The following is a 21,982-nucleotide window of genomic DNA, read 5'->3' as shown; positions in this document are numbered from 1 at the left end:
GGTTCCATGACCAGCGCCCCTTCACCCTTGCACTTGGTTCGCGGGTTCGACATCGACCCTTTTGCATCTTTTACCTTACCCAACGAACATTACACTGACAGCCAGTTGTTCGACCGGGAAATGGAAGCGATTTTTGCACGTACCTGGCAATACGTCTGTCACATCTCCGCTCTACCCAACGCGGGTGACTATCGAGTGCGCGATCTCGGTCGGCGCAGTGCTCTCGTGGTTCGGGACAAGGACGGTACGCTGCAGGCGTTCCATAATGTCTGCCAGCATCGCGCACATCGACTGGTCGAAGGCAGCGGCCATGTACCTGGATTATTGGCCTGCCCCTATCATGCCTGGGCCTACAGCACCCGTGGACAGCTGATCAGCGCCCGTAAATCCGAACACCTCAAAGACTTCAGCACGGATCAGGTTCAACTCAAACCGGTACGCCTGGACGTATTCTGCGGTTTCATATTCATCAACTTCGACTTGGACGCGCGGCCTATGCAGGCCTTGCTGCCTGGCCTTGAAGCATCAATTCGAACCTTCTCACCAGCACCGGAAAAGCTTTTTCACGCCTACTCCAAAGAATATGGCGTGCAGTCCAATTGGAAAGTCTCCGTGGAAAACTACTCGGAGTGCTACCACTGCCCGATGTGCCATCCCACACTCTCGACGGCGACCCTTGACCTGAAGAGTTATCACCTGACGATCCACGAGCACTATCACGCCCACCTCAGTAGCGACAGTGGTGCGAACCAGGGCTATACGATGAAGGAAAGCTCGGCCCGGTCTCGCGAATTCGGTGCATGGTATCTGTGGCCGAACTTTTGCCTGGAGGTCTACCCCGGGGGCTACATGAATGTATTGCATCATCTGCCAATCAGCGTCGACAAGACCCTTCAAGTGGTCGAATGGTTCTGCACACAAGCAATACCCTCCCAGGAAGAGCAGGAGGTCATCGATTTCGTCGCCGTAATCCGTGAAGAAGATATTCCCTTGTGCGCCAGTGTACAGCGCGGCCTGAACAGTGATGGCTACCAACAAGGTCGCTTCATCGTCGACCCAGCACTGGGAGCCAACAGCGAACATGCCGTGCACGACATTCAGAAAAAAACCCTGGCTGCGTTGGGACTGCTGCACGCAGGCCGGGAGGGGTCATTCCCCGAAGGATGAAGTCAGCCATTCCAGTACCTGGCGAACCGGCGGACTCAGGTTTTCATCACGCCACTTGTACACACTCAGGGCTTCTGGGAGATGAATCGATTCGGAGAAAGGACGCACCAGTTCACCACTGGCGAGCATCTTCTCACTGGTCCGGCGCCACCCAAGGGCGAAACCCAGGCCTTCGACACAGGCCTGCATCATGACCGGATAGCTGTCGTAGAACTTGCCCTTGAGTTCTCCGGCCCTGATGTGGAACTCCCCCAGCCAGTCGCTCCAGGTACTCCAATACTGGGGCGTGGCGACATGATGCAGCAAAGGCAAATCCGCTAACGCCTGCAAGGTCAGCGGCTGGTTACCCAAAGATGCCAGGTAACCGGGACTGCACACCGGAAACACATCATCACTTAAGGTAAACAGCAGAGTGTGATCGCCGGATGGCCGGCCTGAGGTTTGGATGGCGATATCAAATTTTTCGGCAGCTTCGGTAATGGGCTGGATGGACGCATTGAGGCGAACCTCCAGATCAGGGTACTTCCTGTGCAAGGGAGAGATATTCGGCGTCAACCAGTAGAAGGCTTCGCACAATTGAACCTCCAGGACGATTTCGCTGTTGTGTCGTCCTGATTTCAGGTCTTCGGCCCGCGACGCAATTCCCAGGAACGCTGTGCGCACTGCGTCGCGAAACTCGGCGCCCGCCTCGGTCAGGAATACGGCTCGATTTCTACGGATAAACAACGCGACACCGAGAAACTCTTCCAGGGCTCGAATCTGTTTACTGATCGCAGCCTGGGTGAGATGCAACTCGTCCGAGGCCTTGGAAAAGCTTTCCAAACGGGCCGCGGCTTCAAAGGGAACCAAACTGGAAAGTGGGGGCAGTGAGCGTTTGAAGTTATCCATAATTTTCATTCCTCCTGCGTAACCATAAGTCACTTTAACTGCAATTCGAGCTCAATCAGAATCCTTGAGGTCGATCACATAAAGGACCCGTCATGTCTGCAACAACAACGGTTACGGCCGCCGAAAACCGACAAAGCATCCTCATCGTCGTGGGTTCGGTGTTCCTGTTGTCAATGTCAGACGCGCTTATCAAGGCCACCAGTACCGAGACATCGATGTGGCAGCTTTATGTGATCCGCTCGCTCCTGGCCATTGGCATGCTCGCCGCCTTATTGCTGTACCGCCGCGACACAACGCAACAGTGGCCGCTCTCCCCCTTATGGGTAGGAACGAGAAGCCTGTTGCTTGCCTTGATGTGGATCGCCTTTTACAGCGCCCTGCCTTTTATCAGCCTGACCATCGCCGCGTTGGCAATCTATACGACACCTCTGTTTATCGCTTTGTTCTCGGCAATCACCCTGAAAGAGCATGTCACACCGCGCAAGTGGCTGGCCATCTTGGTGGGGTTCGTCGGGGTGGTGGTTACACTCGGGCCAAGTCAGGGTGACTTCAACCTATGGACACTGCTGCCCGTGCTCGCGGCCATTTTCTATGCGCTCGCAGCGGTCGTGACCAAGGGCAAGTGCGCGAAGGAGGTACCGATGCACCTGGCCTTGGCACTCAACATCGTCCTGCTATTGATGGGCATGGTCGGCAGCGTTGTCGTCGCACAAACCGGGCCTCACCTACCGGGCAACGAGGGCTTGCGTTTCCTGGTGGGCGGTTGGTCGCCGATGGCGATCAGTGACTGGGGCGTGATGGTGCTGCTAGCGGTCCTGATGGTACTGGTCAGCACCGGCATTGCCCGGGCCTATCAAATCGGCGAGACCGCGATCATCGGCGCATTCGACTACACCTACCTGATCTTCGCCATCGCCTGGGGGGCCTTGCTGTTTAACGAAGTGCTCAATGGCCGCACCGCGGCCGGTCTGGCCCTGATCCTGATTTCAGGCTTCATCTTGCTGAAAAAGCCCACCGCCACTCGCTGAACGCTTCACATGCACAGGCCTTAACAAGGAGCTGTTTATGCTGACGTCATCTCATTACCTGCCCAATGTGATCCTGTGGGCGGTGTCTCGCAGCCGCTCTACCGCTTTCGAGCGGGCCGTAATGCAGCACCCAGACGTCAGGGTGTTGCATGAAAGGCTCTCCGAGCCCTTTCTGGCCAAGCATTTTCCCGAAAAACATGCGTTGATTGAACAAACCCGTCGGATCAATAACGGGCCGCCCGGAATCACCGACTACGTCGATGCGATGGCATTGCTCGGTGAACCTCCAGCACCACCACACCGCTTGCAATTCTCCAAGGAAATTGCCTACTTCGTCGACTTCGACTCGGTTGATAGCACGTGGCTGGCACAGTTCAGGCATGTGTTCCTGGTCCGCCAACCGTTAGATGTGATGCGGTCGCTGTACCGTGTCAGCCAGAGCGGCGGCACGACCTATTTCGACGCGGATGAATCCGGCTTCGATGAGCTGGCTCGCATCCATGAGCGGGTACTTGAACAGTGCGATGCCGGCCAGGTGCTGTATCTGGACAGTGATGCCGACTTGATGGGTGATACGCGGGGCACCCTGGCGCGCTTTTGTGATTTTGCCGGTATCGACTTTTCGCCTCGCCTTTTGAGCTGGGAACCGGAAAAAGTCGAACAGTGGCAATTTTTCCAAGGCTGGCATGACGATGCCGAGCGCTCCTGCGGCTTTGCCCAAGTCGCGCACCCGCAAATCACCTTCCCGGAAGCCGTCGAATCCACGGCGCGGGACAAACAGCCCCTCTACAGGTTTTTCCACTTGGCGGCCGCCTGGCAACGCGCGCCATCCACGGCGGATCACCTCGATTGCCTTTATGAACCGGTAGCGGCACGGCTACGTGTGCTGTTGCTGGCATCGACAAGGCAGCAGCATCTACGTGCCTTGCAGTGGGCAGCGCAATTGCCTGACGACTACGCTGTCTGGTTATGGAGCAGCCCTGCGCGCAGTCATTTCGATGCGCTTACCCGCGAAGTCGAACAACTGCAAGACTTGCCCCTCGTGACACTGACAACCGATAAAGAACCCGTGTCGCTTGAATTCGTAAGGCACCTGGGCCATCGCCAGCTCTGCCTGATCGGCCCCGACAGCCCGCAAGCACGCCAGACCGAGGTTGCGCTGATCATCATCGACCGAGTTAACCCCACGACGGATGAAATCAGTTCACGGATTGCCCAGCATCAATGGGCGGCAGCCCAACATAGCCGCCAACAGCAGATCAGGACCCAACGTCTCAACGCCTCAATCCGCGCACCAGCCCCCTCTTGGCACACGCGCCTGCATACGTTGTTGTGCGATGCACCTGACAGCATTGTCGCGGTCAGCCCCCAACACAGCCTGAGCGCCCGCGAGCTGAATGCCCAGGCCTGCAATCTGGCTGAGCGCCTCCTCGACATGTGTCCCCATGGGGGCTGGGTCGCAATCCGCCTGGACAAGGACCTGCGCACGCTGGTGACCATGACCGCCTGCAGCCTACTGCGCTGGCCATACCTGGACATCCCTCACTGGTACGGTACCGACGCGACCGCGAACATCCTGGCGAAACTCGATCCAGTGGCTGTGGTGGGAGATACCCTCACCCTCAAGCCCCTGGCAGGCCGCTACCGGTCGCTATTGCTGGATCATCTGCCGGAGCACTGCTGCGAAGCACGAGAGCTGCGGTCGCAGCCGTTCGGTGATGTCGCTTATGGCTTGCTGACCTCCGGCACCACGGGCATGGCAAAGGTGGTCACTATTGCTGACGACGGTCGTCTCGATTCCCTCGCATTCTGGCAACAGCACATCCGACCCGGTGACCGTGTGGGGCTCAATGCCTGGATGACCGGCTATGTGTATTACCCTATCTTCAGCGGTGCGGTTGCCTGCCTGATTCCAGACGCCATGGTGCTGGATCCTCACGCCCTCACAGGCTTTATCCAGGACAGCCGTCTTTCTCAACTTATGATAACGCCCAGCCTGGTGGCCGGCCTGCTGCAAAACGAGCAGGCGTTCCAACAGGCATTTCGCACCGTGCACACCCTTTGGCTGAGTGGTGAGCAACTGCCCGACGCGATTCGCGAACAGCTCGGACGCTGCCTGCCCCACTGCCGGATACTCGATCTGTATGGTTCGAACGAAGCCGGGGACATCGCCCTGATCGGCCTCAGAGGCCGCTTGCACCTCACCCCCGGCACCGAGGCCTACGTGTTGGACTCGACACTTGAATGCGTTCGCCTGGGCAGTCCTGGCGAACTCTATGTGCACACACCGGGACTCACGCCGGGCTATCTCCAGGACGATGCGGCCAACCAGGCCGCCTTTGTAACCAACCCGCTGGCGCTGACCCAGCCGGAACTGGCCCGACGGCTGCTGCGTACCGGTGATATGGTGCGACTCACCGAGGCCGGAAACATCCATTTGCTGGGCCGCAGCACCACGCATTTGAAACTGCGGGGGTTCAAGGTATTCAGCAACGACGTGGAACGTATCCTGGTTGCTCACCCTGAGGTGCGCACGGCCTTGGTCACCACGCGAGGCGACGGACTTGACCTGCAACTGGTCGCCTTCGTCACGCCGGCGGACCCCGAACATCCGCCCCTGGCCACGGTGCTGCGGCAATGGGCGAGTCAACACCTGCCCGCTTTCAGCGTTCCGGTAGCCTATTACCTGAGCCCCTCGATCCCGGCCGGAGCCAGCCAGAAGCGCCTGGGCGCGCACCTATTGTTGCAACAGCCATTGGTTTCTCTTCCGGATGACAAACCGTCGCTCACGCCCTTGCAATCCCGGGTCGCCGCCTTGTGGGGCGATTGCCTGCACCTACAGGATGTCATCCTGGGCCCTGACAGCGACTTCCTCGACATGGGCGGCAGCCTGTTGCTGCTGGAACTGATGAACCTGATTAACCGCACTTTCCGCGCCGATCTGTCTGTTGCCGACATCACCCGCGATGCGACCCTTGCAGGCATTACTCAGTTGCTCGCTCTTAGGCTCCAAGGGGAATCCGTGCAGGAGGCCCCCTTCTCGGTCGATGCCGAAACCGAGCTTTACCTGTCCCGGCTGCAAGCATCTGGGGCGCATGTGCCGCCACGCCGAGCACGGCGGACAATGCTGGTTACAGGGGCTACTGGGTACCTGGGACGAGTGATTGTTCGCCAATTGCAACAGACGACGGGCGTGGAGCGCATTCTGTGCCTGGTGCGGGCCGATAGCCCGGCTCACGCGCAGCAGCGGGTAGCCGATCTGGGGCCAGTAGAGGTCGTGGCTGCGAACCTGGGCCAACCCAGGCTAGGCCTGTCACCCGAGGCTTACCGGCAACTGTCCTCGGAGGTCGACTGCATCATTCATTGCGGCGCCGAGGTTAACTGGCTCAAGCGTTATGAACGCCTAGCCGAGACCAATGTTGGCGGCGTCCTGGAGATGCTGCGCCTGGCTGCCCTGGGCGGTGCCGGCGTCATCTTCGCCTCGACCTTGCCGGAAACGATCCCGACGACCGGCTACAACCGAGCCAAGCTGGTTGCCGAAAGCGTGGCGATAACGTTCTGTAAACGGACAGGGATAGATCTGAACATCCTGCGATGCGGTGACATCAGCGCCCCCGCCCAGGCCATTGCCTGCGACCGCATCAACCCCGACGACTATGTCGGACTGATGATTCGAAGCTGCCTCGCACTCAAGGCCTGGCCAGCGCAAAGCGACTGGTCGCTGAATCTCACGCCGGTCGATTATGTCGCCCGGATCTTCGTGCACTGCGCCCTCGGCCAGCCGATGACGCACTCGACATCGATCCATCACCTTTACAACCCAGTGAACACCCGCTGGGTACAGATCTGCACCTGGATCCAGACACTCTTGGGGACGAACCGGTTCACTGCCCTCCCTTTAGCCGAATGGCAAGCCAGACTCAAGACCCAGGCACCCGGCAACCCCGTGCTCCAGCGCACGTTGCTGATTCTTCCGATGATCATTGCCGACTTCGATCACTTCAGCCATCCAGCCCCGTTACAACTCGCGCATTTGAAATGCCCGGTGATCGATGCCGAATGGACGCAGCAATACCTCACGGCGCTCCACCTACACACAGGAGAGACCCCATGACGCATACCACCACCGGATGGGCGGCACATAGCCCGGGCTCGCCGTTGGAGCCCTTTACTTATCCACGCTCGGACCCGGGCCCCAATGAAGTCGAGATCCGGGTCACCCATTGTGGAGCCTGTACCAGTGATTTGCATTTGATTGAAGGTCATTGGGGCGAAGCATCTCAATACCCACAAGTGTGTGGTCATGAGGTGGTAGGGGAAGTAGTTCGCACCGGATCTTTGGTAGTGGGGCTCCCCTTGGGACAACGGGTCGGCGTCGGTTGGTACAAAGGTGCATGCCTGGCCTGCGAGTGGTGCTTGAAGGGTGAAGAGCAGCATTGTCCAAACGTGGTGCCTACCTGCAGCGATGGACACCGAGGGGGCTTCGCGGACTTTTTGACCTGCGACGCACGGTTCGTATTCGCCATCCCCGATGCACTGCCCTCCCCCATGGCAGCGCCTCTGTTTTGCGCAGGACAGACCGTATTCACCGCACTGCTGCATGGTACGCGTCCGGACATGCGGGTCGGCGTTCTGGGAATCGGAGGGCTGGGCCACCTGGCCATTCAGTTCGCCTCCAAGTTCGGGTGCACCGTGACCGCGCTGTCGAGCTCAGAAGACAAGAAAGCCCAGGCCATGGAGCTGGGTGCTCGCCACTTCCACACCCTGGATCCTGTCACGTTGCACGCACTGGAAAACACCCTGGACTTCCTGCTGGTGACCGCCTCCAACGATCAGGACTGGGCCAGCGCCATCGCCTTGCTGCGCCCCCGCGGCACCTTGTGTTTTGCCGGCATGCCCAACCCGATCACCTTAGACATCGCAGCCATGACCTACAAAACCCTGACCGTCTCCACCGCCAACGTCGGCGGGCGTCACGACATGCTGCAAATGTTGGCATTTGCCAGCGAGCATCGCGTCTGGCCGTTGGTCGAAACCTTCCCGGCGACACGCATCAACCATGCCCTGGATGCGCTGCGCAACAACCAGGTGCGTTATCGCGCGGTCATTGAGTTCTGATCATACAAGCTCCACGGAGATACCTCATGCCCTCTTCGCTGGCACTACCGTCAACCGTCCATTCACATTCGGATCTGGTCCTCCATGACTTCGAAATCGGACGTCAGGACCACTCCGACCTGAAAGGCCATCGTTCTCTCCTGTTGTGGTTCACCGGCATGTCCGGCGCGGGCAAGTCATGCATTGCCAACCGGGTCCAGGCCAACCTGCATAAGCATCGACTACACACCTGCCTGTTGGACGGCGACCGGCTTCGTCAGGGTCTGACCGCCGACCTGGGCTTTGCCGATGACGATCGCAAGGAAAACATCAGGCGTACGGCCGAGGTGGGCAGATTGATGGTGGACGCTGGCGTGATCACCTTGGTGTGCCTGATCTCGCCGTTCGAACAAGAGCGGCGCATGGCCAAGGCTCTCTTCGCCCCTGACGACTTCATTGAGATATTCATTGATGCGCCACTGGCAGTCCTGGAGCGACGAGACCCCAAAGGGTTATACGCCAAGGCACGTCAGGGCCTAATCAAGAATTTCACCGGTATCGACTCCCCTTATGAGCGCCCTCTGTCCCCCGACATCGTGATCGATAGCGCAGCGGCTTCTGTCGAGCAGGCTGCACACGCTATCGAAACATTCCTGCACCACCGTCGGTGCTGGAACTAGCCATTACATCACCACAGGACAACCATCATGAAGACGCTTGTTATCGTCGGTGCTGGCTTCAGCGGTGTGGCCACCGCGGCACAGATCCTACGCAGCGGTTTCACCAACCTGCGCATCATATTGATCAACCGCACGCGGGCTATGGCCCGGGGGCTGGCCTACGGCACCAACAGCCCCCTCCATTTATTGAACGCCAGCATTGGAAAAATGAGCGCGCTGGACGACGTTCCGGAAGACTTTCTGAGGTTCTGCAAAAGCCGGCACTACCATGTCGAGCCCACCTCGTACGTCAGTCGCAGCCTCTATGGCAGCTACTTGAACGATGTCCTCGACAGCGCTGAACGATTCAATCCTGGCGTACAACTGTCACGGATTGTCGCGCAGGTCACACAGGTGCAACCCTACGGCGACGGCGCCCAGCTCAAGCTGTCGGACGGGCGTATCCTTGAGGCGGATCATGTGATCCTCGCCTTTGGCAACTTCCCTCCCGCCGACTGCTGCAACTTGAACAAGACCTTGCGCCCGGAAACTTATGTGCACGATCCCTGGGAACCACCTACTTGCTTGGCGTCTGATCCAGCCGCCGCGGTACTGTTGATCGGCACTGGCCTGACGGCGGTGGACATGGCGCTGCAGCTGGTCCAAAAGGGCCATCGAGGTCCTATCCATCTACTCTCGCGGCGCGGACTTTTGCCCTTGGGTCATCTCCAGGAGGCCGTTGCGCCTCTTTCCGCTCCCTTGCACCTGGGACGCGGTTCACCTCGACAATTGATGGCGACGCTGCGCAAGCGGGTCAAAGCGCACCAGCACCAAGGCGGCGACTGGCGAGCCGTGGTTGACAGCCTACGCCCCTGGGTACAAAAACTCTGGTCGGCGATGGATACCACGCAGCAGCGACAATTCCTGCGACATGTCCAGCCTTGGTGGGACGTCCACCGTCACCGTTTGGCACCAGCGACTTTCGAACACTTTCAGCACTATCTGAACACTGGCCAGTTGGCTATTCATGCCGGCAGGCTGATTAACGTGGCGCTGCTGGGCGAAGGCCTGATTGTTGACTTTCGACGGCGCAGCGACCAGGCAACTGAATCGCTCAAGGTCAGCAGAATTATCAATTGCACCGGTCCCAATCTCGATATCCAGCGAGTCGAGTCTCCCTTGGTCAATAACTTGCTGGAGCAAGGACTTATCAGCGCCGCCCCTTGTGGTTTCGGGATCTTGGTGGACGAGCAATTGTGCGTACTGGATCAGCACTATCAACCGATACCCTGGCTTAGTTACGTGGGGCCCATGCTCAAAGCCCAGTATTGGGAGGCCACGGCAGTACCCGAGCTGCGGCGCTTTTCTATCAAGTTGGCCACCCGCATGACCACTTTGCTAGCAGATGCACCGGTGGGCAATGGGCTGCGTCCCAAGCTGCGTGAAACGCCTCAAGACCAGCTGGCGATTGCCATTGACCGGAAAAGCACGCCAAATGCCGGAGGGCGAACGTAGCAGCCAGTAAGGATGAGCCAGAGCAAACCAAAGATCCGGTAATCCAAGGCACGCTTCTGGGGTCGATAGCGTGGCACATCCAACATCACCGGTTCAGGCAGACCGCTATCGCGAGCAGAGCTCGCTCCCACAGAGACTGCGGTCTGCCAAGTGCACCGCGAACCGCGTCAATCCGCATGTTCTATCCTTGAACGCAAGCCCCCACACTAGAAACTGCCAATGCCCGCCCCCGCGCGACATAGTGCACAAAGGTTCGAGCCATTGGCAAAGCCCTGGATTACAGCTTGAAACGCTGGACGGCGCTGTCGCGCTACCTCGATGACGGGGCTGTGCCCATTGACAATAATTAGTGTGAAAACCAGATACGGCCTTGGGCGCTGGGGCGCAAGAATTGGCTCTTTGCTGGGTCGCTACGCAGCGGCAAACGCGCCGCTACGATCATGAGTTTGGTCCAGTCGGCCCGAAACAATGGGCGCGATCCGTATGCCTACCTGAAGGATGTGCTGACGCGCCTGCCTACGCAGCGGGCGAGTGAGATTGCAGCGCTGCTACCACATAGGTGGCGTCCGGCTTAGTCGTGCAAGACGGTTTGCCCGTGCGCTTACAATAAAGCCGCACGACGTCATCAAGAACGTTGGAGGCAGATGATAATGCGATACAGAGGAAAAATACCCGCCCCGCAAGATGCCCGATGCCAAGAGAGCTCGTGTGACCATGCTAAAGATCAAGGCCGGAACCACTCATTGGACAGACAATCCTCAGCATAACGAAGCGGTTGTAGTCCCCAACGTTGCGCGTGCCCTCCTCGGCCTATTGAGTGAAAGCGGACTTTCGACGGAACGGGTCTGCCGTGGCTTGGGCTTCGGGTACGATGAACTGCTCGATCTTGAGATGCGCTTGTCCTACCGGCAAACACGGTCGCTGATCACCCGAACGCAGCGAGCGTTACGCGATCCTGCACTGGGTCTTTCCACCGGCAGTCGCCAGACGACCGTGTCCTGGGGATTGGCTGGCTTGGCGATGCTAACGTGCAAGACGCTCGGAGAGGCGATCACCTATGGCCTGGAACACCAGGGCGACACCGGCGCCTTGTTGGAGCACCGAGCCAAGTTTAACGCCAGTGAATTGGTCATCGCGGTCAAGTCGAAGGTTTTTGATATTGAAATCGAACCTTTTCTGGTCGAGGAAGCGTTCTCCAGTGCCGTGGCCATCGTGCGACGGCTCGTGGGTCCGTCCTTCAATCCCCTGCGGGTGGAGTTGTCTTATGCTCGCCCAGCCTATGCCGATGCCTACAGGCGATCTTTCCGTTGCCCCGTCAAATTCATGGCCGGTGGCAACCGTCTGGTGAGCGGAATCCATTGGTTGAATACACAGCTTCCAGACTATGACGATATTACCTGTGGTCCCCTGCGCGCCCACCTGGACAAGATGCTGATTCGACATGTCATTCGCAACGAGCTCATTGAAACCGTTTTAAGCCAGATCCGCCTCAACCTGCAGAACCCAGAGGCGCTGCAGGTGATTTCGAACCAACTGAATATGAGTGAACGCACGCTACGCCGAAAACTGACTGAGTTAGGGATAACCTACAGCGAGCTTTTCGACCAGATACGGCACGAGCGGGCCCGCGATTTACTCCGCCATACGGATATGAAGATCGCCGATATCGGCCACGCCATAGGCTTCAGCGATGCGCATAGTTTCAGGCGCGCTTTTAAACGTTGGTCGGGAATGCTGCCAGGCGAACATCGGCAAGCATGACAGAGAGCGGCCCTCCATGCGAAGGGCATCTGCTGTGGACACGCTGTCAGGACTTGGGATTCTTGACGTAGCGCAGGACAACGAAGCTGGCGATCACAATCAGCGGAGCGATGGAAAGCATGCCCATATAGGTGGTGCCAGAAACATCGTTAATCTTGCCCACCATGACAGGCGCAATCATGCCACTGAGCTGACCAATGGAATTGATCGCTGCAGTTCCCGTGGCAATGGCCAGTCCAGAAAACGTAGATTGCGGAATCGTCCAGAAAATCGGGATGGCTATAAAGGTGCCCGCCGTTGCGAGGACCAGCGCCGCCATCATCGCCCAGGATGATTCAGAGAACAGGCAGGCCAACACATAGCCGACGGCGGCCGCCATCAGACACAGGACAAGATAGCCTTTACGCTCGCCTGTACGATCGGAGCGGCGGGTCAGCAGAATCATACCGACACACGCGACGATATATGGCAATGCCGAGAGCATCCCCACCCAGAAGAGGCTTTGAATACCCGAAGATTTGATCAGATGCGGCATCCAGAAATTAAGTCCATAGGAAGCCGTCTTGATCACAAAGTAGATGAACGCCATGATCGCTACTTCCCGCGTGAACAACACTCGCCACAGTGATCCCAGTACCGGCTTCTGGTTGGCTTTGTCCTGCTCCAGGTTGGCGACAAGCAGATCTTTCTCGCCCCGGGTCAGCCATTTGGCCGACTCGATGTCGCGGTCAAGTTTCCACAGGACCAGCACACCCAGTCCGACACACGGCAGCCCGGACATCAGGAACAACCAATGCCATCCGGCAAGGCCGAACACGCCATCCATCGTCCCAAGCAAAATACCCGCAGCGGGGCCGCCGACGGCGCCCGCCAGGGGGACCGACAGGAACCACAGACCATTCATCTTGGCCAGGTGCTTTTTCGGAAACCAGCAAGCCAGGTAGAACAGGATCGCCGGGCCGAAGCCGGCCTCCATGACACCAATCAGAAACCGAAGGAAATAAAGTGTGTATTGGGTATAGGCGAACATCAGTGCGGCCGTGGCCAGCCCCCAGGAAACCATGATTCGGCAGATCCAGGCGGGCGCTCCGTACCGTTTGAGGCCGATACTGCTGGGGACTTCGAAAAGCACATAGCCGATGAAAAACATACTCGCGGCCAGGCCGTACGCAGCGTCGGTCAAGCCCAACTCATGCTGCATCTGGGTCTTGGCAAAGCTGATGTTGATCCGGTCGAAATAGGAAAAAAGAAAGCAGATTATCGCCAGGGGCATGATGCGCCAGGCCACACGTCGATAGAGCAGCAGTTCATTGATTTCTTCACTGCGCGCAAGCGTCATCGCGCCAGTCATGGCTACCATAGTGTTTCTCCATTCTTGTAGTTATTGGAGAGGAAATGCTTCCGGACGGGTGTCCTCCGGGATTAACCGATTCGAGTCAATCTGTCCTTGAAGGCAAGCCCCTTGGTGACGTAGCCCGAGGCATTACGTTGCATGTCGGCAATCGCTTCAGAGCTCAGTTCGCGCACGACTTTGGCCGGTGCCCCCAGAATCAGGGAGTTGTCCGGAAATACCTTGCCCTCGGTCACAATCGCCCCGGCGCCAACCAGGCAGTGTTTGCCGATGACCGCACCGTTGAGCACAACCGCTTGAATCCCGATCAACGCGCCATCGCCGATCGTGCAACCGTGCAGCATGGCCTGGTGGCCGATGGTGACCCCCGCCCCCACGGTCAGCAGGAATCCAGGGTCAGCATGCAGCACGGCGCCTTCCTGTACGTTGCTGCATTGGCCGATTCGAATCGGTTCGTTGTCGCCGCGCAAAACGGCCTGGGGCCAGATACTTACTCCTTGTTCCAGCGTGACAGCACCAATGACTGTGGCCTCATCGGCAACGAAGGTTTCGGCGTGGATCGCGGGGATAAACGTGTCGTACTGATAGATAGCCATGGCAACGCCTCCTCAGGCTGATCGTCGGTTTTCAGGACACCGGCCGCACACAGCTGGGCTATATGCTCGTCGCTGTAACCCAGCTCCCGCATAACCTTGTGGGTATGTTCACCGATACGAGGTATCGATCGACGGGGTTGCAGCCGCTCGCCATCCAGAGACAACGGCAGCAGGGGCATGGCAGTCAGGGACCCGTCCTCAAGCTGCAGATCCGCCAGGCCGCCGCTTTGCAGCAGATGAGGATCCGCGAACAATTCCTCGGGACGACGAATCGGTGCAAAGGGGATACCGTTCGCTTCCAACTCAAGAGCCAGCGCCTTGGCATCCATGGTCGCGAATACTTCTGCCAGGTCGGCCAATAGCCGGGGGCGCTGCAGCACCCGGTCGTTATTGGTGGCGAGGCTTTGGTCGTCGAGCAAGGCCGTCTGGCCCAGCAACTGACACAAGGCGCTCCACTGACCTTCGCCCGTGGCGGCGACGAACATCTGCTCGCCTCCGGCAAACTGGAATACATCGTAGATGGCCCAGGCACTGATACGGTTCGGCATCGGGGCGGCCGCCTGGCCGGTGACGACGTATTGCTGCATGTGCTGGGCCGCGAGCAATACGCAGTTCTCGTACAGTGCACTCTGGACTTCACGGCCGGCGCCGGTGATGTTGCGCTCGTTCAGTGCCGCAAGCACGCCGATTGCACCGAACATACCGCCCATGATGTCGTTCACTGAACTGCCAGCGCGCAATGGCCTGCCGACAGGCCCTGTCATGTAGGCCAGCCCCGCCATCATCTGCACCACCTCATCCAGCGCCAGGCGATTGTCGTAAGGTCCGTTGAGAAAACCTTTATGCGAGGCGTAGATGATGCGCGGGTTGCGTTCACGAATCGCTGCGTAACCGAATCCAAGTTCTTGCATCCGCCCGGGCTTGAAGTTTTCGATGAACACGTCGGCGGTGTCGATCAGTTCCAGCACCGCATCTCGCCCTTGTGGGGTATTGACGTCGACAGCGATGCACTGCTTGTTACGGTTGAAGGTACGAAAGAAACCGGCACCGGCCCCCAGCAGACGGCGCGTACCGTCGCCACGAATTGGCTCGATCTTGATGACCTCTGCGCCGAGGTCTCCCAGGATCATTCCGCAGGTCGGTCCCATCACCATATGAGAAATTTCGACGACACGAATGCCGTCCAATGGAAGTCTGGACATTAGCGTTTTCCTTGATCGCAACAGGCTCAAGCGCGATAGGCAGATGGCTTGTAGTTGAGTGGTAATCCGGCGCGGGCGACGCAGCCGTAAAGAGTTTCATCCGGCAAGGCGGCGCGCAGCACCTCCCGTGATGCGATCAATGCAACCAGATCGATGCCCGTGTCATAACCCATGCTTTGCAGCATGAACACCAAGTCTTCGGTCACGGTATTGCCGGATGCTCCCGGTGCGAACGGACAGCCGCCCAGGCCCGCCAGTGAAGAGTCCAACTCGGTAATGCCTTGCTGCACCGCGACCAGGCTATTGGCGAGGGCCAGACCACGGGTATCGTGGAAATGCGCGGCCCTGAGCTTTTCGCCGGCGATGGCCCGGACCGCCTGCAGCGTGCGCGCCACCTGGCCTGGGTGGGCATAGCCCGTCGTATCGCCGAGCGACACCAGATCGCAACCAGCCTCCAGTACATGGCCGGTTAGTTCGCAAAGATCATTCAATGGCACATCCCCCTGGCGGGTGCAGCCGAACGCGACGGACATGCCGGCGATGATCTGAACCTGGTGCAGCCCCAACTCATCGCGCAACTGGCACATCCGCGAGAGCTCTTCGACCATTTCCAATGGCGTGCGCCGCACATTGGCCAGACTGTGAGCGGCGCTGACGGAAACGGGGGCTATGATTCGATGGGCACCGGACTCAAGCGCATCACGACAGCCACGCAGGTTCGGGGCCAGGACCGACACGACCAGATTCGGAAAACTCAAGGCGTGGGCAACGACTTCCCTGGCATCGGCCATTTGCGGCAGCAGTTTAGCCGGCACGAAGGACGCGACTTCCATATGGCGCATACCAGCGGCATAGGCTTCATCGATCCATTGGCATTTGGCAGCGGTCGGCATGATGGCTTGAAGACTTTGCAAGCCATCGCGCATGCCGACTTCATTGATCGTTATTGTTGTCATGAAGGTCTCTCATAGGCTGGAGCACACCCTCAGACTAGAGAGACGTCATCCCCTCGAAAAGACTTCATTTACGGCCTGATCCATCGTCAGCCACGATGGATAGGCTCATCCCTCAGCGGGCAGTTTGTCGCGGTGGCGCACGTAACAGCAGATGATCCAATAGCCGGCGGGCTGAAAGTGACAGCGCTTCGCGGTCACGCACGCAAATCACGAACTCACCCAGTGCCCAATCGTCAGCCAACGGGATAACGCGTAGGTCGAACAACTGCGCATATCGCGCCACCGCTTCAAGCGGAAACACGGCCAGACCCAGACCGAACTGAAGCAGGCGGAATGCAGCATCAAACGACGATACATAAGATCGGAAGCGCAACTCCCTGCCCTGCTTTTTCGCCTCTTCACGCATGAAGGTATTGAGTGTGGCGAAGGCGGACAGCCCCAGGTGATCAAAGGCCAGCGTTTCTTCGAAGGTTATGCGAGTGTGATCCGCCAAGGGGTGAGTTGCGCTGACCACAACCGCCAGATGGTCCTGGCGGTAAGGCAGGAACTCCAGATCTCCCACTGCCATTGACTGCCGACAAATACCTAGATCGGCATTGCCTTCAGCCACCCCACGGACCACCTCCGGGCTGAAGCGCTCTTCGATATCGGCCTGGATTCTGGGGTTGTTCAACATGAAATCCGACAGCTCTTCCGGCAAAAACTCCATGATCGATGACACATTCGCCAAGACCCGAACATGCCCGCGAGCGCCTTCGGCGTATTCACTGAGTTCACTGTCCAGCCTTTCCATCGCCCGCGTGAGCGAACGCGCATGCCGAAGCAAGGCTTGCCCCGCCGGTGTGGGCTCTACCCCGCGCTTGCTGCGTTTGAACAATGGCGTGCCGAAACGTGCTTCGATGTCTGAGATTCGTTTGCTTACCGCCGACGGAGCAATGAAAGCCCGCTGACTGGCCCGCGCGATTGTGCCTTCCTCGCAAACCAGAATGAACAGGTGCAAGGAGAAATGATCCAGGTGCTGCATTTACACTCTCCATGCTGGCCGGCGGTTGTTTGAGCGGTTTGCCGGTGATTACTCCGATAGCTGATTAGGCCCATCGGCAGACCTGTACATGTCGACCTATCTGGAACGGAACACCCGAGAACTGTTCATTCTACTCGTGTGGATCGGACTTCAGCTTAAATGTGAGGGTGGCGTGACTCAGGGTTTCTGTATCGGGGTCTCCGGCTGAAGGAGCGTAGCCACAGCGACAACCATCTCATCCAATGACCAAGGCTTATGCAGGTAAATGGTGTCTGCCGGAACAGCGCCTAATTCAATTTGGTACCCGGAGGTAAGAATTGCGGCAATGTGAGGCCAACGACCTTTAACCATTTCTATGAATTCGATACCTTTTACCTGACCAGGAACACCATGATCTGCAATAACGATGGCGCACCGGCCCTGTCCTTCGAGCAGGTAGGTTAAGGCATCATCAGCCGTGTCAAATGCGATAGTTCTAGCGCCAATCTCTACCATGATGTTGGTGAGCAGCGATTGTAAGATGGGGTCATCTTCGATGACGATAACCTCCCCTCGAATTGGCTGTAACCCTTCCCAATTCACGTTCAAAGTACCCTCCAGAGCTGAACATATCACTCAAATTTCGGTACAAACTCGCCTCGTCCAGGCCGAGGCGTCAGTACGCCACAGTGGCATCTGTGCACAAGCCAATGACGGCGAGGCCATAAAAAGAGCATACGACGATTACCCGGCTGTTGTTAGCCATGTCGCACGTCACCCGAGCCTTGCGCTGCCGGCTGCCACAGGCCCGGTACAGCCTGCTCGGAGCGGGCGAGCAAGGCGAAGCGGTTGGTCAGGCCGGACACACTGATGGCGGAGTTGTTGGTCTCGACCAGCTCAACTTGCGTATCACTTTCAATGCTGAACAACCGTTTTTCAGGCGTTTTCCGTGGCCAGGCGTCTAGCATTACGCTCCAGCTGCCGATAGACACGCGGATCGATGCCCCTGGCGACCAGCGCTCTGGCAACGTCACGCAGAGCGCGAGCATCTCGTAAGCTAATTTCAGGATAGGTACCGAGAGAAATACGGGGTTGCTTATCCGCCCAGGAAAAGCGGAAGTGCCAGTACTTGGCGCCTTTCATATTCACGAAAAGAGCGAGGCCATTGTAGTCAGGGAGGGTGTAGTCCTTCGCACGGGGTTTAGCATGCCGGACTGCAGTGTCGGTGAGAGCCATTGTACAAACTCCGTCTCGTTTGAATAGAGGAGATTTGTACGATTTCCCGAGAGGCGAGTCCGATGAAAAATTGATCTACCGAGCGCCGGATTAATGTATTACAAAATGCATTAAGAAAACTTGGATGGTAGTGTTTTCGAGTGGAACTTACTGGAACGAAAAAAAGAGGCCGAAGCCTCTTTTTTCAGTTTCTGCAAACTTCAATAGAAGCCTGTAGAACAATAATTGGAGCGGGAAACGAGACTCGAACTCGCGACCCCGACCTTGGCAAGGTCGTGCTCTACCAACTGAGCTATTCCCGCGTCTTGGTGTGGCGCATTCTATAGATTCAGATTACGCCGTCAACCCTTTGATTCAAAAAAGTTTTATTTCGGCTCTACATCCGTCCGCAGATGCGGCCAGGCGGCGCGCAGGTACTGGACCATTGACCACAACGTCAGCCCAGCGGAAACCAGCAGCAACGCGTAACCCAGCAGCACCCAGAAGCTGAAATCCGACGGGTTGGCCAGCAGAATCACCAGCGCGAGCATCTGCGCCGCGGTTTTCCATTTGCCGAGGTTCGACACGGCGACCTGGGCACGGGCGCCCAGCTCGGCCATCCATTCACGGAGCGCCGAGACGACGATTTCGCGACCAATGATCACCGCCGCCGGCAAGGTCAGCCAGAGGTTGCCATGTTCCTGCACCAGCAGTACCAGGGCGACCGCGACCATCAGCTTGTCGGCCACCGGATCGAGGAACGCGCCAAAGGGCGTGCTCTGCTCCAGGCGTCGGGCCAGGTAGCCGTCCAGCCAGTCCGTCGCGGCGGCGAAGGCGAAGACCGAGGCGGAGGCCACGTAGCTCCAGTGGTACGGCAAATAGAACAGCAATATGAAGATCGGGATGAGCAGGACGCGTAGAACGGTAATCAGGTTTGGGATATTCATCGGCACAACTGGCTACGAGGTTGACGGGCATTCTACTCGCTATGCAGGTTTGCATAAATCGACTCTGCGAGCTTTTTACTGATACCGGGTGCTTTGGCTATCTCCTCGATGCTGGCACGAGACAGTTCCTGCAATCCACCAAAATGTTTCAACAAGTCGCGGCGTCGCGTCGGGCCGACGCCTGCCACACCTTCCAGTGTAGACGTCCGGCGCGTCTTGCCACGGCGGGCACGGTGTCCGGTGATGGCGAAACGGTGGGCTTCGTCGCGAATCTGTTGGATCAGGTGCAGCGCTGGCGAATCGCCCTTGAGAGTGAATTCATGGGCGGCATCGTTCAGGTACAAGGTCTCGAAACCAGCCTTGCGCGTCGCGCCCTTGGCCACGCCTAGCAGGATCAGGTCCGGGACCATCAACTCATTGAGCACATCGCGGGCCATGGACAACTGGCCTTTGCCGCCGTCCACCAGGAGGATGTCCGGCAACTTGCCCTCCCCGTCCTTCAGCTTGCCGAAGCGCCGCATCAACGCCTGATGCATCGCCGCATAGTCATCGCCCGGCGTGACGCCTTCGATGTTGTAACGGCGGTAGTCGGACTTGATCGGGCCTTCCGGACCGAACACCACGCAGGACGCCACGGTCGCCTCGCCGCTGGAATGGCTGATGTCATAGCACTCCAGCCGCTGCGGCGGCTCGTCCAGGTTCAGCACTTCGGCCAAGGCATCGAACCGCGCCGCCACGTGTTGGCGGTTGGCCAAGCGTGCGCCCAGGGCCTGTTCGGCGTTGGTCACGGCCAGTTGCTGCCAACGGGCTCGGGTACCGCGAACACGGTGGCTGATGGTCAGTTCACGACCACGGAGCTTGTCGATGGCTTCGATCAGGGCCGGGAAGTCCTCATGGACCACGTTGACGATCAGCTCGGCAGGCAGGTCGCGTTCCGGACTGCTGATGTAGTACTGGCCCAGAAACGCCGCCATGACCTCGGACACGTCTTCCTCGATGCCCACTTGAGGAAAGAAGTTCTTGCTGCCCAGCACCCGACCGCCGCGCACACTGATCAAGTGCACGCAGGCGCCGCCTGGGTTGATGAACGCGGCAACCACATCGACATCGCCACTGCCGCCTTCCATGCTTTGCTGGTCTTGCACGCGGCGCAGCAGGCCGATCTGGTCGCGCAGCTCGGCGGCCCGTTCGAATTCAAGGTTGACCGCCGCGTCCTCCATGGCTGCCGACAGCTCATCGGTCAGCGCATTGCTGCGCCCCTCCAGGAACATCACCGAGTGACGCACATCCTCGGCGTAGACCTGCGGCTCGACAAAGCCCACGCAAGGCGCCTTGCAGCGCTTGATCTGGTACTGCAGGCAGGGCCGGGTGCGGTTCTTGTAGTAGCTGTCTTCACATTGGCGAACGAAGAAGGTCTTCTGCAGCAGGCTGAGGCTTTCACGAATCGCCCCGGCGCTGGGATAAGGGCCGAAATACCTGCCCTTGGCCTTCTTGGCACCCCGATGAATGCTCAGGCGCGGAAACGCCCCGTCGGACAGAAACACGTAGGGGTAGGATTTGTCGTCACGCAACAGGATGTTGTACGGCGGGCGCCATTCCTTGATCAGCGTCTGCTCGAGCAGCAGGGCCTCGGTTTCATTGGCGGTGATCGTCGTTTCGATTTGCGCGATGCGCCCCACCAGGGCAGAGGTCTTCGGGGCGAGGCCGGTCTTGCGAAAGTAACTGGCCAGGCGTTTCTTGAGATTCTTGGCCTTGCCGACATAAAGCAGGCGTGCGTCGCCATCGAACATGCGGTACACGCCGGGGCGACCGCTGCAAGTGGACAGGAACGCGCTTGGATCAAACAAATCAGTCATTTTCAGGCGCTGGCATCGACCATGCCGTGGCGCACCGCCAACAGTGTCAATTCGACGTCACTGCTGATCGAAAGCTTCTCGAAAATACGATAGCGGTAGGTGTTGACGGTTTTTGGCGACAGGCACAGCTTGTCTGAGATGATCTGCACCTTCTGGCAACCGACAATCATCAGCGCAATCTGGATTTCCCGCTCCGACAGTGCATCGAAGGGAGAATCGTTGGTTGGCTGGAACGACTTGATCGCCAATTGCTGGGCGATTTGCGGGCTGATGTAGCGTTGCCCGGCAAAAACCAGACGAATGGCCTGGACCATCTCGTTCAAGCCAGCGCCCTTGGTGAGGTAGCCTGCCGCGCCCGCCTGCAACAGCCGGGTGGGAAACGGATCCTCCTCGCATACGGTCACCGCGACCACCTTGATGTCAGGGTGACTGCGCAGCAGTTTGCGCGTGGCCTCAAGGCCGCCGATGCCAGGCATCTTGACGTCCATCAACACCACGTCGGGCTTCAATTCGCGCGCTTTGATCAGGGATTCTTCCCCGGATTCAGCTTGGCCAACTACCTGCAGGCCATCGATGTCAGCCAGCATTCGTGTAATGCCCGTACGGACGAGATCATGGTCATCGACCACTAACACCCTAATCAAGCAGACACCTCACGATTTGGTCTTATTTGGGTTGCACAACACCTTAGCAAAAAGCGTCCAGCAGACCTAGCGCAAAGGAACAGATAAAAGTTACAAC

19 protein-coding genes, 1 tRNA gene and 2 pseudogenes are annotated in these 21,982 nt (G+C 58.4%); 9 read left to right on the top strand and 13 right to left on the bottom strand.

Features of this window, described 5'->3' with window-relative positions; genetic code table 11:
- Positions 1 to 6 precede the first annotated feature (6 nt).
- Positions 7 to 1,167 (top strand): aromatic ring-hydroxylating oxygenase subunit alpha, encoded by a 1,161-nt coding sequence (locus tag BLT00_RS01300; protein WP_092145684.1) that lies wholly within the window; start codon positions 7 to 9, stop codon positions 1,165 to 1,167.
- On the opposite strand, the gene BLT00_RS01295 is transcribed toward BLT00_RS01300, so the two are convergent.
- Positions 1,150 to 2,055 carry a LysR substrate-binding domain-containing protein gene (locus tag BLT00_RS01295; protein ID WP_092145683.1) on the bottom strand — a complete coding sequence of 302 codons (906 nt, stop codon included), beginning with the start codon at positions 2,053 to 2,055 and terminating at the stop codon, positions 1,150 to 1,152. The two genes, BLT00_RS01300 and BLT00_RS01295, sit on opposite strands and share 18 nt — an antisense overlap.
- Before the next feature lie 149 nt (positions 2,056 to 2,204).
- On the opposite strand from BLT00_RS01295, the gene BLT00_RS01290 reads away from it, so the two are divergent.
- From BLT00_RS01290 to BLT00_RS01260, 8 genes and pseudogenes are all read left to right on the top strand, one after another.
- The gene (locus BLT00_RS01290; protein WP_256572735.1) at positions 2,205 to 3,083 is read left to right on the top strand and encodes a DMT family transporter; all 879 of its coding nucleotides are present in this window, start codon (positions 2,205 to 2,207) and stop codon (positions 3,081 to 3,083) included.
- A 37-nt stretch (positions 3,084 to 3,120) separates the two neighbouring features.
- A complete protein-coding gene (locus BLT00_RS01285) occupies positions 3,121 to 7,197 on the top strand; it encodes an SDR family oxidoreductase (protein ID WP_092145679.1) in 4,077 nt (1,358 codons plus the stop codon).
- A pseudogene (locus BLT00_RS32360) lies at positions 7,122 to 7,604 on the top strand (alcohol dehydrogenase catalytic domain-containing protein); the annotation flags it as partial. The gene BLT00_RS01285 and the pseudogene BLT00_RS32360, both read left to right, overlap by 76 nt.
- A 27-nt stretch (positions 7,605 to 7,631) precedes the next feature.
- Positions 7,632 to 8,201 carry a zinc-binding dehydrogenase gene (locus tag BLT00_RS32010; RefSeq protein WP_256572686.1) on the top strand — a complete coding sequence of 190 codons (570 nt, stop codon included), beginning with the start codon at positions 7,632 to 7,634 and terminating at the stop codon, positions 8,199 to 8,201.
- 26 nt (positions 8,202 to 8,227) lie between these two features.
- Complete coding sequence (gene cysC, locus BLT00_RS01275) at positions 8,228 to 8,860, top strand: adenylyl-sulfate kinase (protein WP_256572685.1); 633 nt, start codon at positions 8,228 to 8,230, stop codon at positions 8,858 to 8,860.
- Positions 8,861 to 8,887: 27 nt separating this feature from the next.
- Complete coding sequence (locus BLT00_RS01270) at positions 8,888 to 10,354, top strand: FAD/NAD(P)-binding protein (RefSeq protein WP_092145675.1); 1,467 nt, start codon at positions 8,888 to 8,890, stop codon at positions 10,352 to 10,354.
- 257 nt (positions 10,355 to 10,611) lie between these two features.
- A pseudogene (locus BLT00_RS01265) lies at positions 10,612 to 10,929 on the top strand (transposase); the annotation flags it as partial.
- A gap of 139 nt (positions 10,930 to 11,068) precedes the next feature.
- Complete coding sequence (locus BLT00_RS01260; RefSeq protein ID WP_092145721.1) at positions 11,069 to 12,115, top strand: AraC family transcriptional regulator; 1,047 nt, start codon at positions 11,069 to 11,071, stop codon at positions 12,113 to 12,115.
- A 46-nt stretch (positions 12,116 to 12,161) separates the two neighbouring features.
- On the opposite strand, the gene BLT00_RS01255 is transcribed toward BLT00_RS01260, so the two are convergent.
- The 12 genes from BLT00_RS01255 to uvrY form a co-directional block, all read right to left on the bottom strand.
- Positions 12,162 to 13,475: an MFS transporter gene (locus BLT00_RS01255; protein ID WP_092145673.1), complete on the bottom strand. Its 1,314-nt coding sequence runs from the start codon at positions 13,473 to 13,475 to the stop codon at positions 12,162 to 12,164.
- 62 nt (positions 13,476 to 13,537) lie between these two features.
- Positions 13,538 to 14,062, bottom strand: a complete 525-nt coding sequence (locus tag BLT00_RS01250) for a gamma carbonic anhydrase family protein (RefSeq protein WP_092145671.1) — start codon at positions 14,060 to 14,062, stop codon at positions 13,538 to 13,540.
- Positions 13,957 to 15,264 carry a CaiB/BaiF CoA transferase family protein gene (locus BLT00_RS01245; protein WP_256572684.1) on the bottom strand — a complete coding sequence of 436 codons (1,308 nt, stop codon included), beginning with the start codon at positions 15,262 to 15,264 and terminating at the stop codon, positions 13,957 to 13,959. The genes BLT00_RS01250 and BLT00_RS01245 overlap by 106 nt, the downstream gene beginning before the upstream one ends.
- A 26-nt stretch (positions 15,265 to 15,290) precedes the next feature.
- Positions 15,291 to 16,220: a hydroxymethylglutaryl-CoA lyase gene (locus tag BLT00_RS01240; protein WP_092145669.1), complete on the bottom strand. Its 930-nt coding sequence runs from the start codon at positions 16,218 to 16,220 to the stop codon at positions 15,291 to 15,293.
- Between the two features lie 112 nt (positions 16,221 to 16,332).
- Positions 16,333 to 17,244, bottom strand: a complete 912-nt coding sequence (locus BLT00_RS01235; protein WP_092145667.1) for a LysR family transcriptional regulator — start codon at positions 17,242 to 17,244, stop codon at positions 16,333 to 16,335.
- Positions 17,245 to 17,421: 177 nt separating this feature from the next.
- Positions 17,422 to 17,826: a response regulator gene (locus BLT00_RS01230; protein ID WP_371856950.1), complete on the bottom strand. Its 405-nt coding sequence runs from the start codon at positions 17,824 to 17,826 to the stop codon at positions 17,422 to 17,424.
- Between the two features lie 155 nt (positions 17,827 to 17,981).
- Complete coding sequence (locus BLT00_RS31750) at positions 17,982 to 18,152, bottom strand: hypothetical protein (protein ID WP_170867308.1); 171 nt, start codon at positions 18,150 to 18,152, stop codon at positions 17,982 to 17,984.
- Positions 18,153 to 18,159: 7 nt separating this feature from the next.
- Positions 18,160 to 18,459 carry an Arm DNA-binding domain-containing protein gene (locus BLT00_RS01225; RefSeq protein WP_092145663.1) on the bottom strand — a complete coding sequence of 100 codons (300 nt, stop codon included), beginning with the start codon at positions 18,457 to 18,459 and terminating at the stop codon, positions 18,160 to 18,162.
- A gap of 226 nt (positions 18,460 to 18,685) precedes the next feature.
- Positions 18,686 to 18,761 (bottom strand) — tRNA-Gly (locus tag BLT00_RS01220).
- Between the two features lie 63 nt (positions 18,762 to 18,824).
- A complete protein-coding gene (pgsA, locus tag BLT00_RS01215) occupies positions 18,825 to 19,385 on the bottom strand; it encodes a CDP-diacylglycerol--glycerol-3-phosphate 3-phosphatidyltransferase (protein ID WP_018608070.1) in 561 nt (186 codons plus the stop codon).
- Between the two features lie 32 nt (positions 19,386 to 19,417).
- Positions 19,418 to 21,241 (bottom strand): excinuclease ABC subunit UvrC, encoded by a 1,824-nt coding sequence (uvrC, locus tag BLT00_RS01210; protein WP_092145661.1) that lies wholly within the window; start codon positions 21,239 to 21,241, stop codon positions 19,418 to 19,420.
- A 2-nt stretch (positions 21,242 to 21,243) separates the two neighbouring features.
- On the bottom strand, positions 21,244 to 21,885 hold the full coding sequence (gene uvrY, locus BLT00_RS01205; RefSeq protein ID WP_003200277.1) for a response regulator transcription factor GacA: 642 nt from the start codon (positions 21,883 to 21,885) through the stop codon (positions 21,244 to 21,246).
- Positions 21,886 to 21,982: the final 97 nt, after the last annotated feature.

The sequence above is a fragment of the Pseudomonas sp. NFACC51 genome, from assembly GCF_900103575.1.
Taxonomy (GTDB): domain Bacteria; phylum Pseudomonadota; class Gammaproteobacteria; order Pseudomonadales; family Pseudomonadaceae; genus Aquipseudomonas; species Aquipseudomonas fluorescens_Q.
The sequence above is the reverse complement of the archived record's forward strand: the minus strand, read 5'-3'. Positions and strand labels throughout refer to the sequence as shown.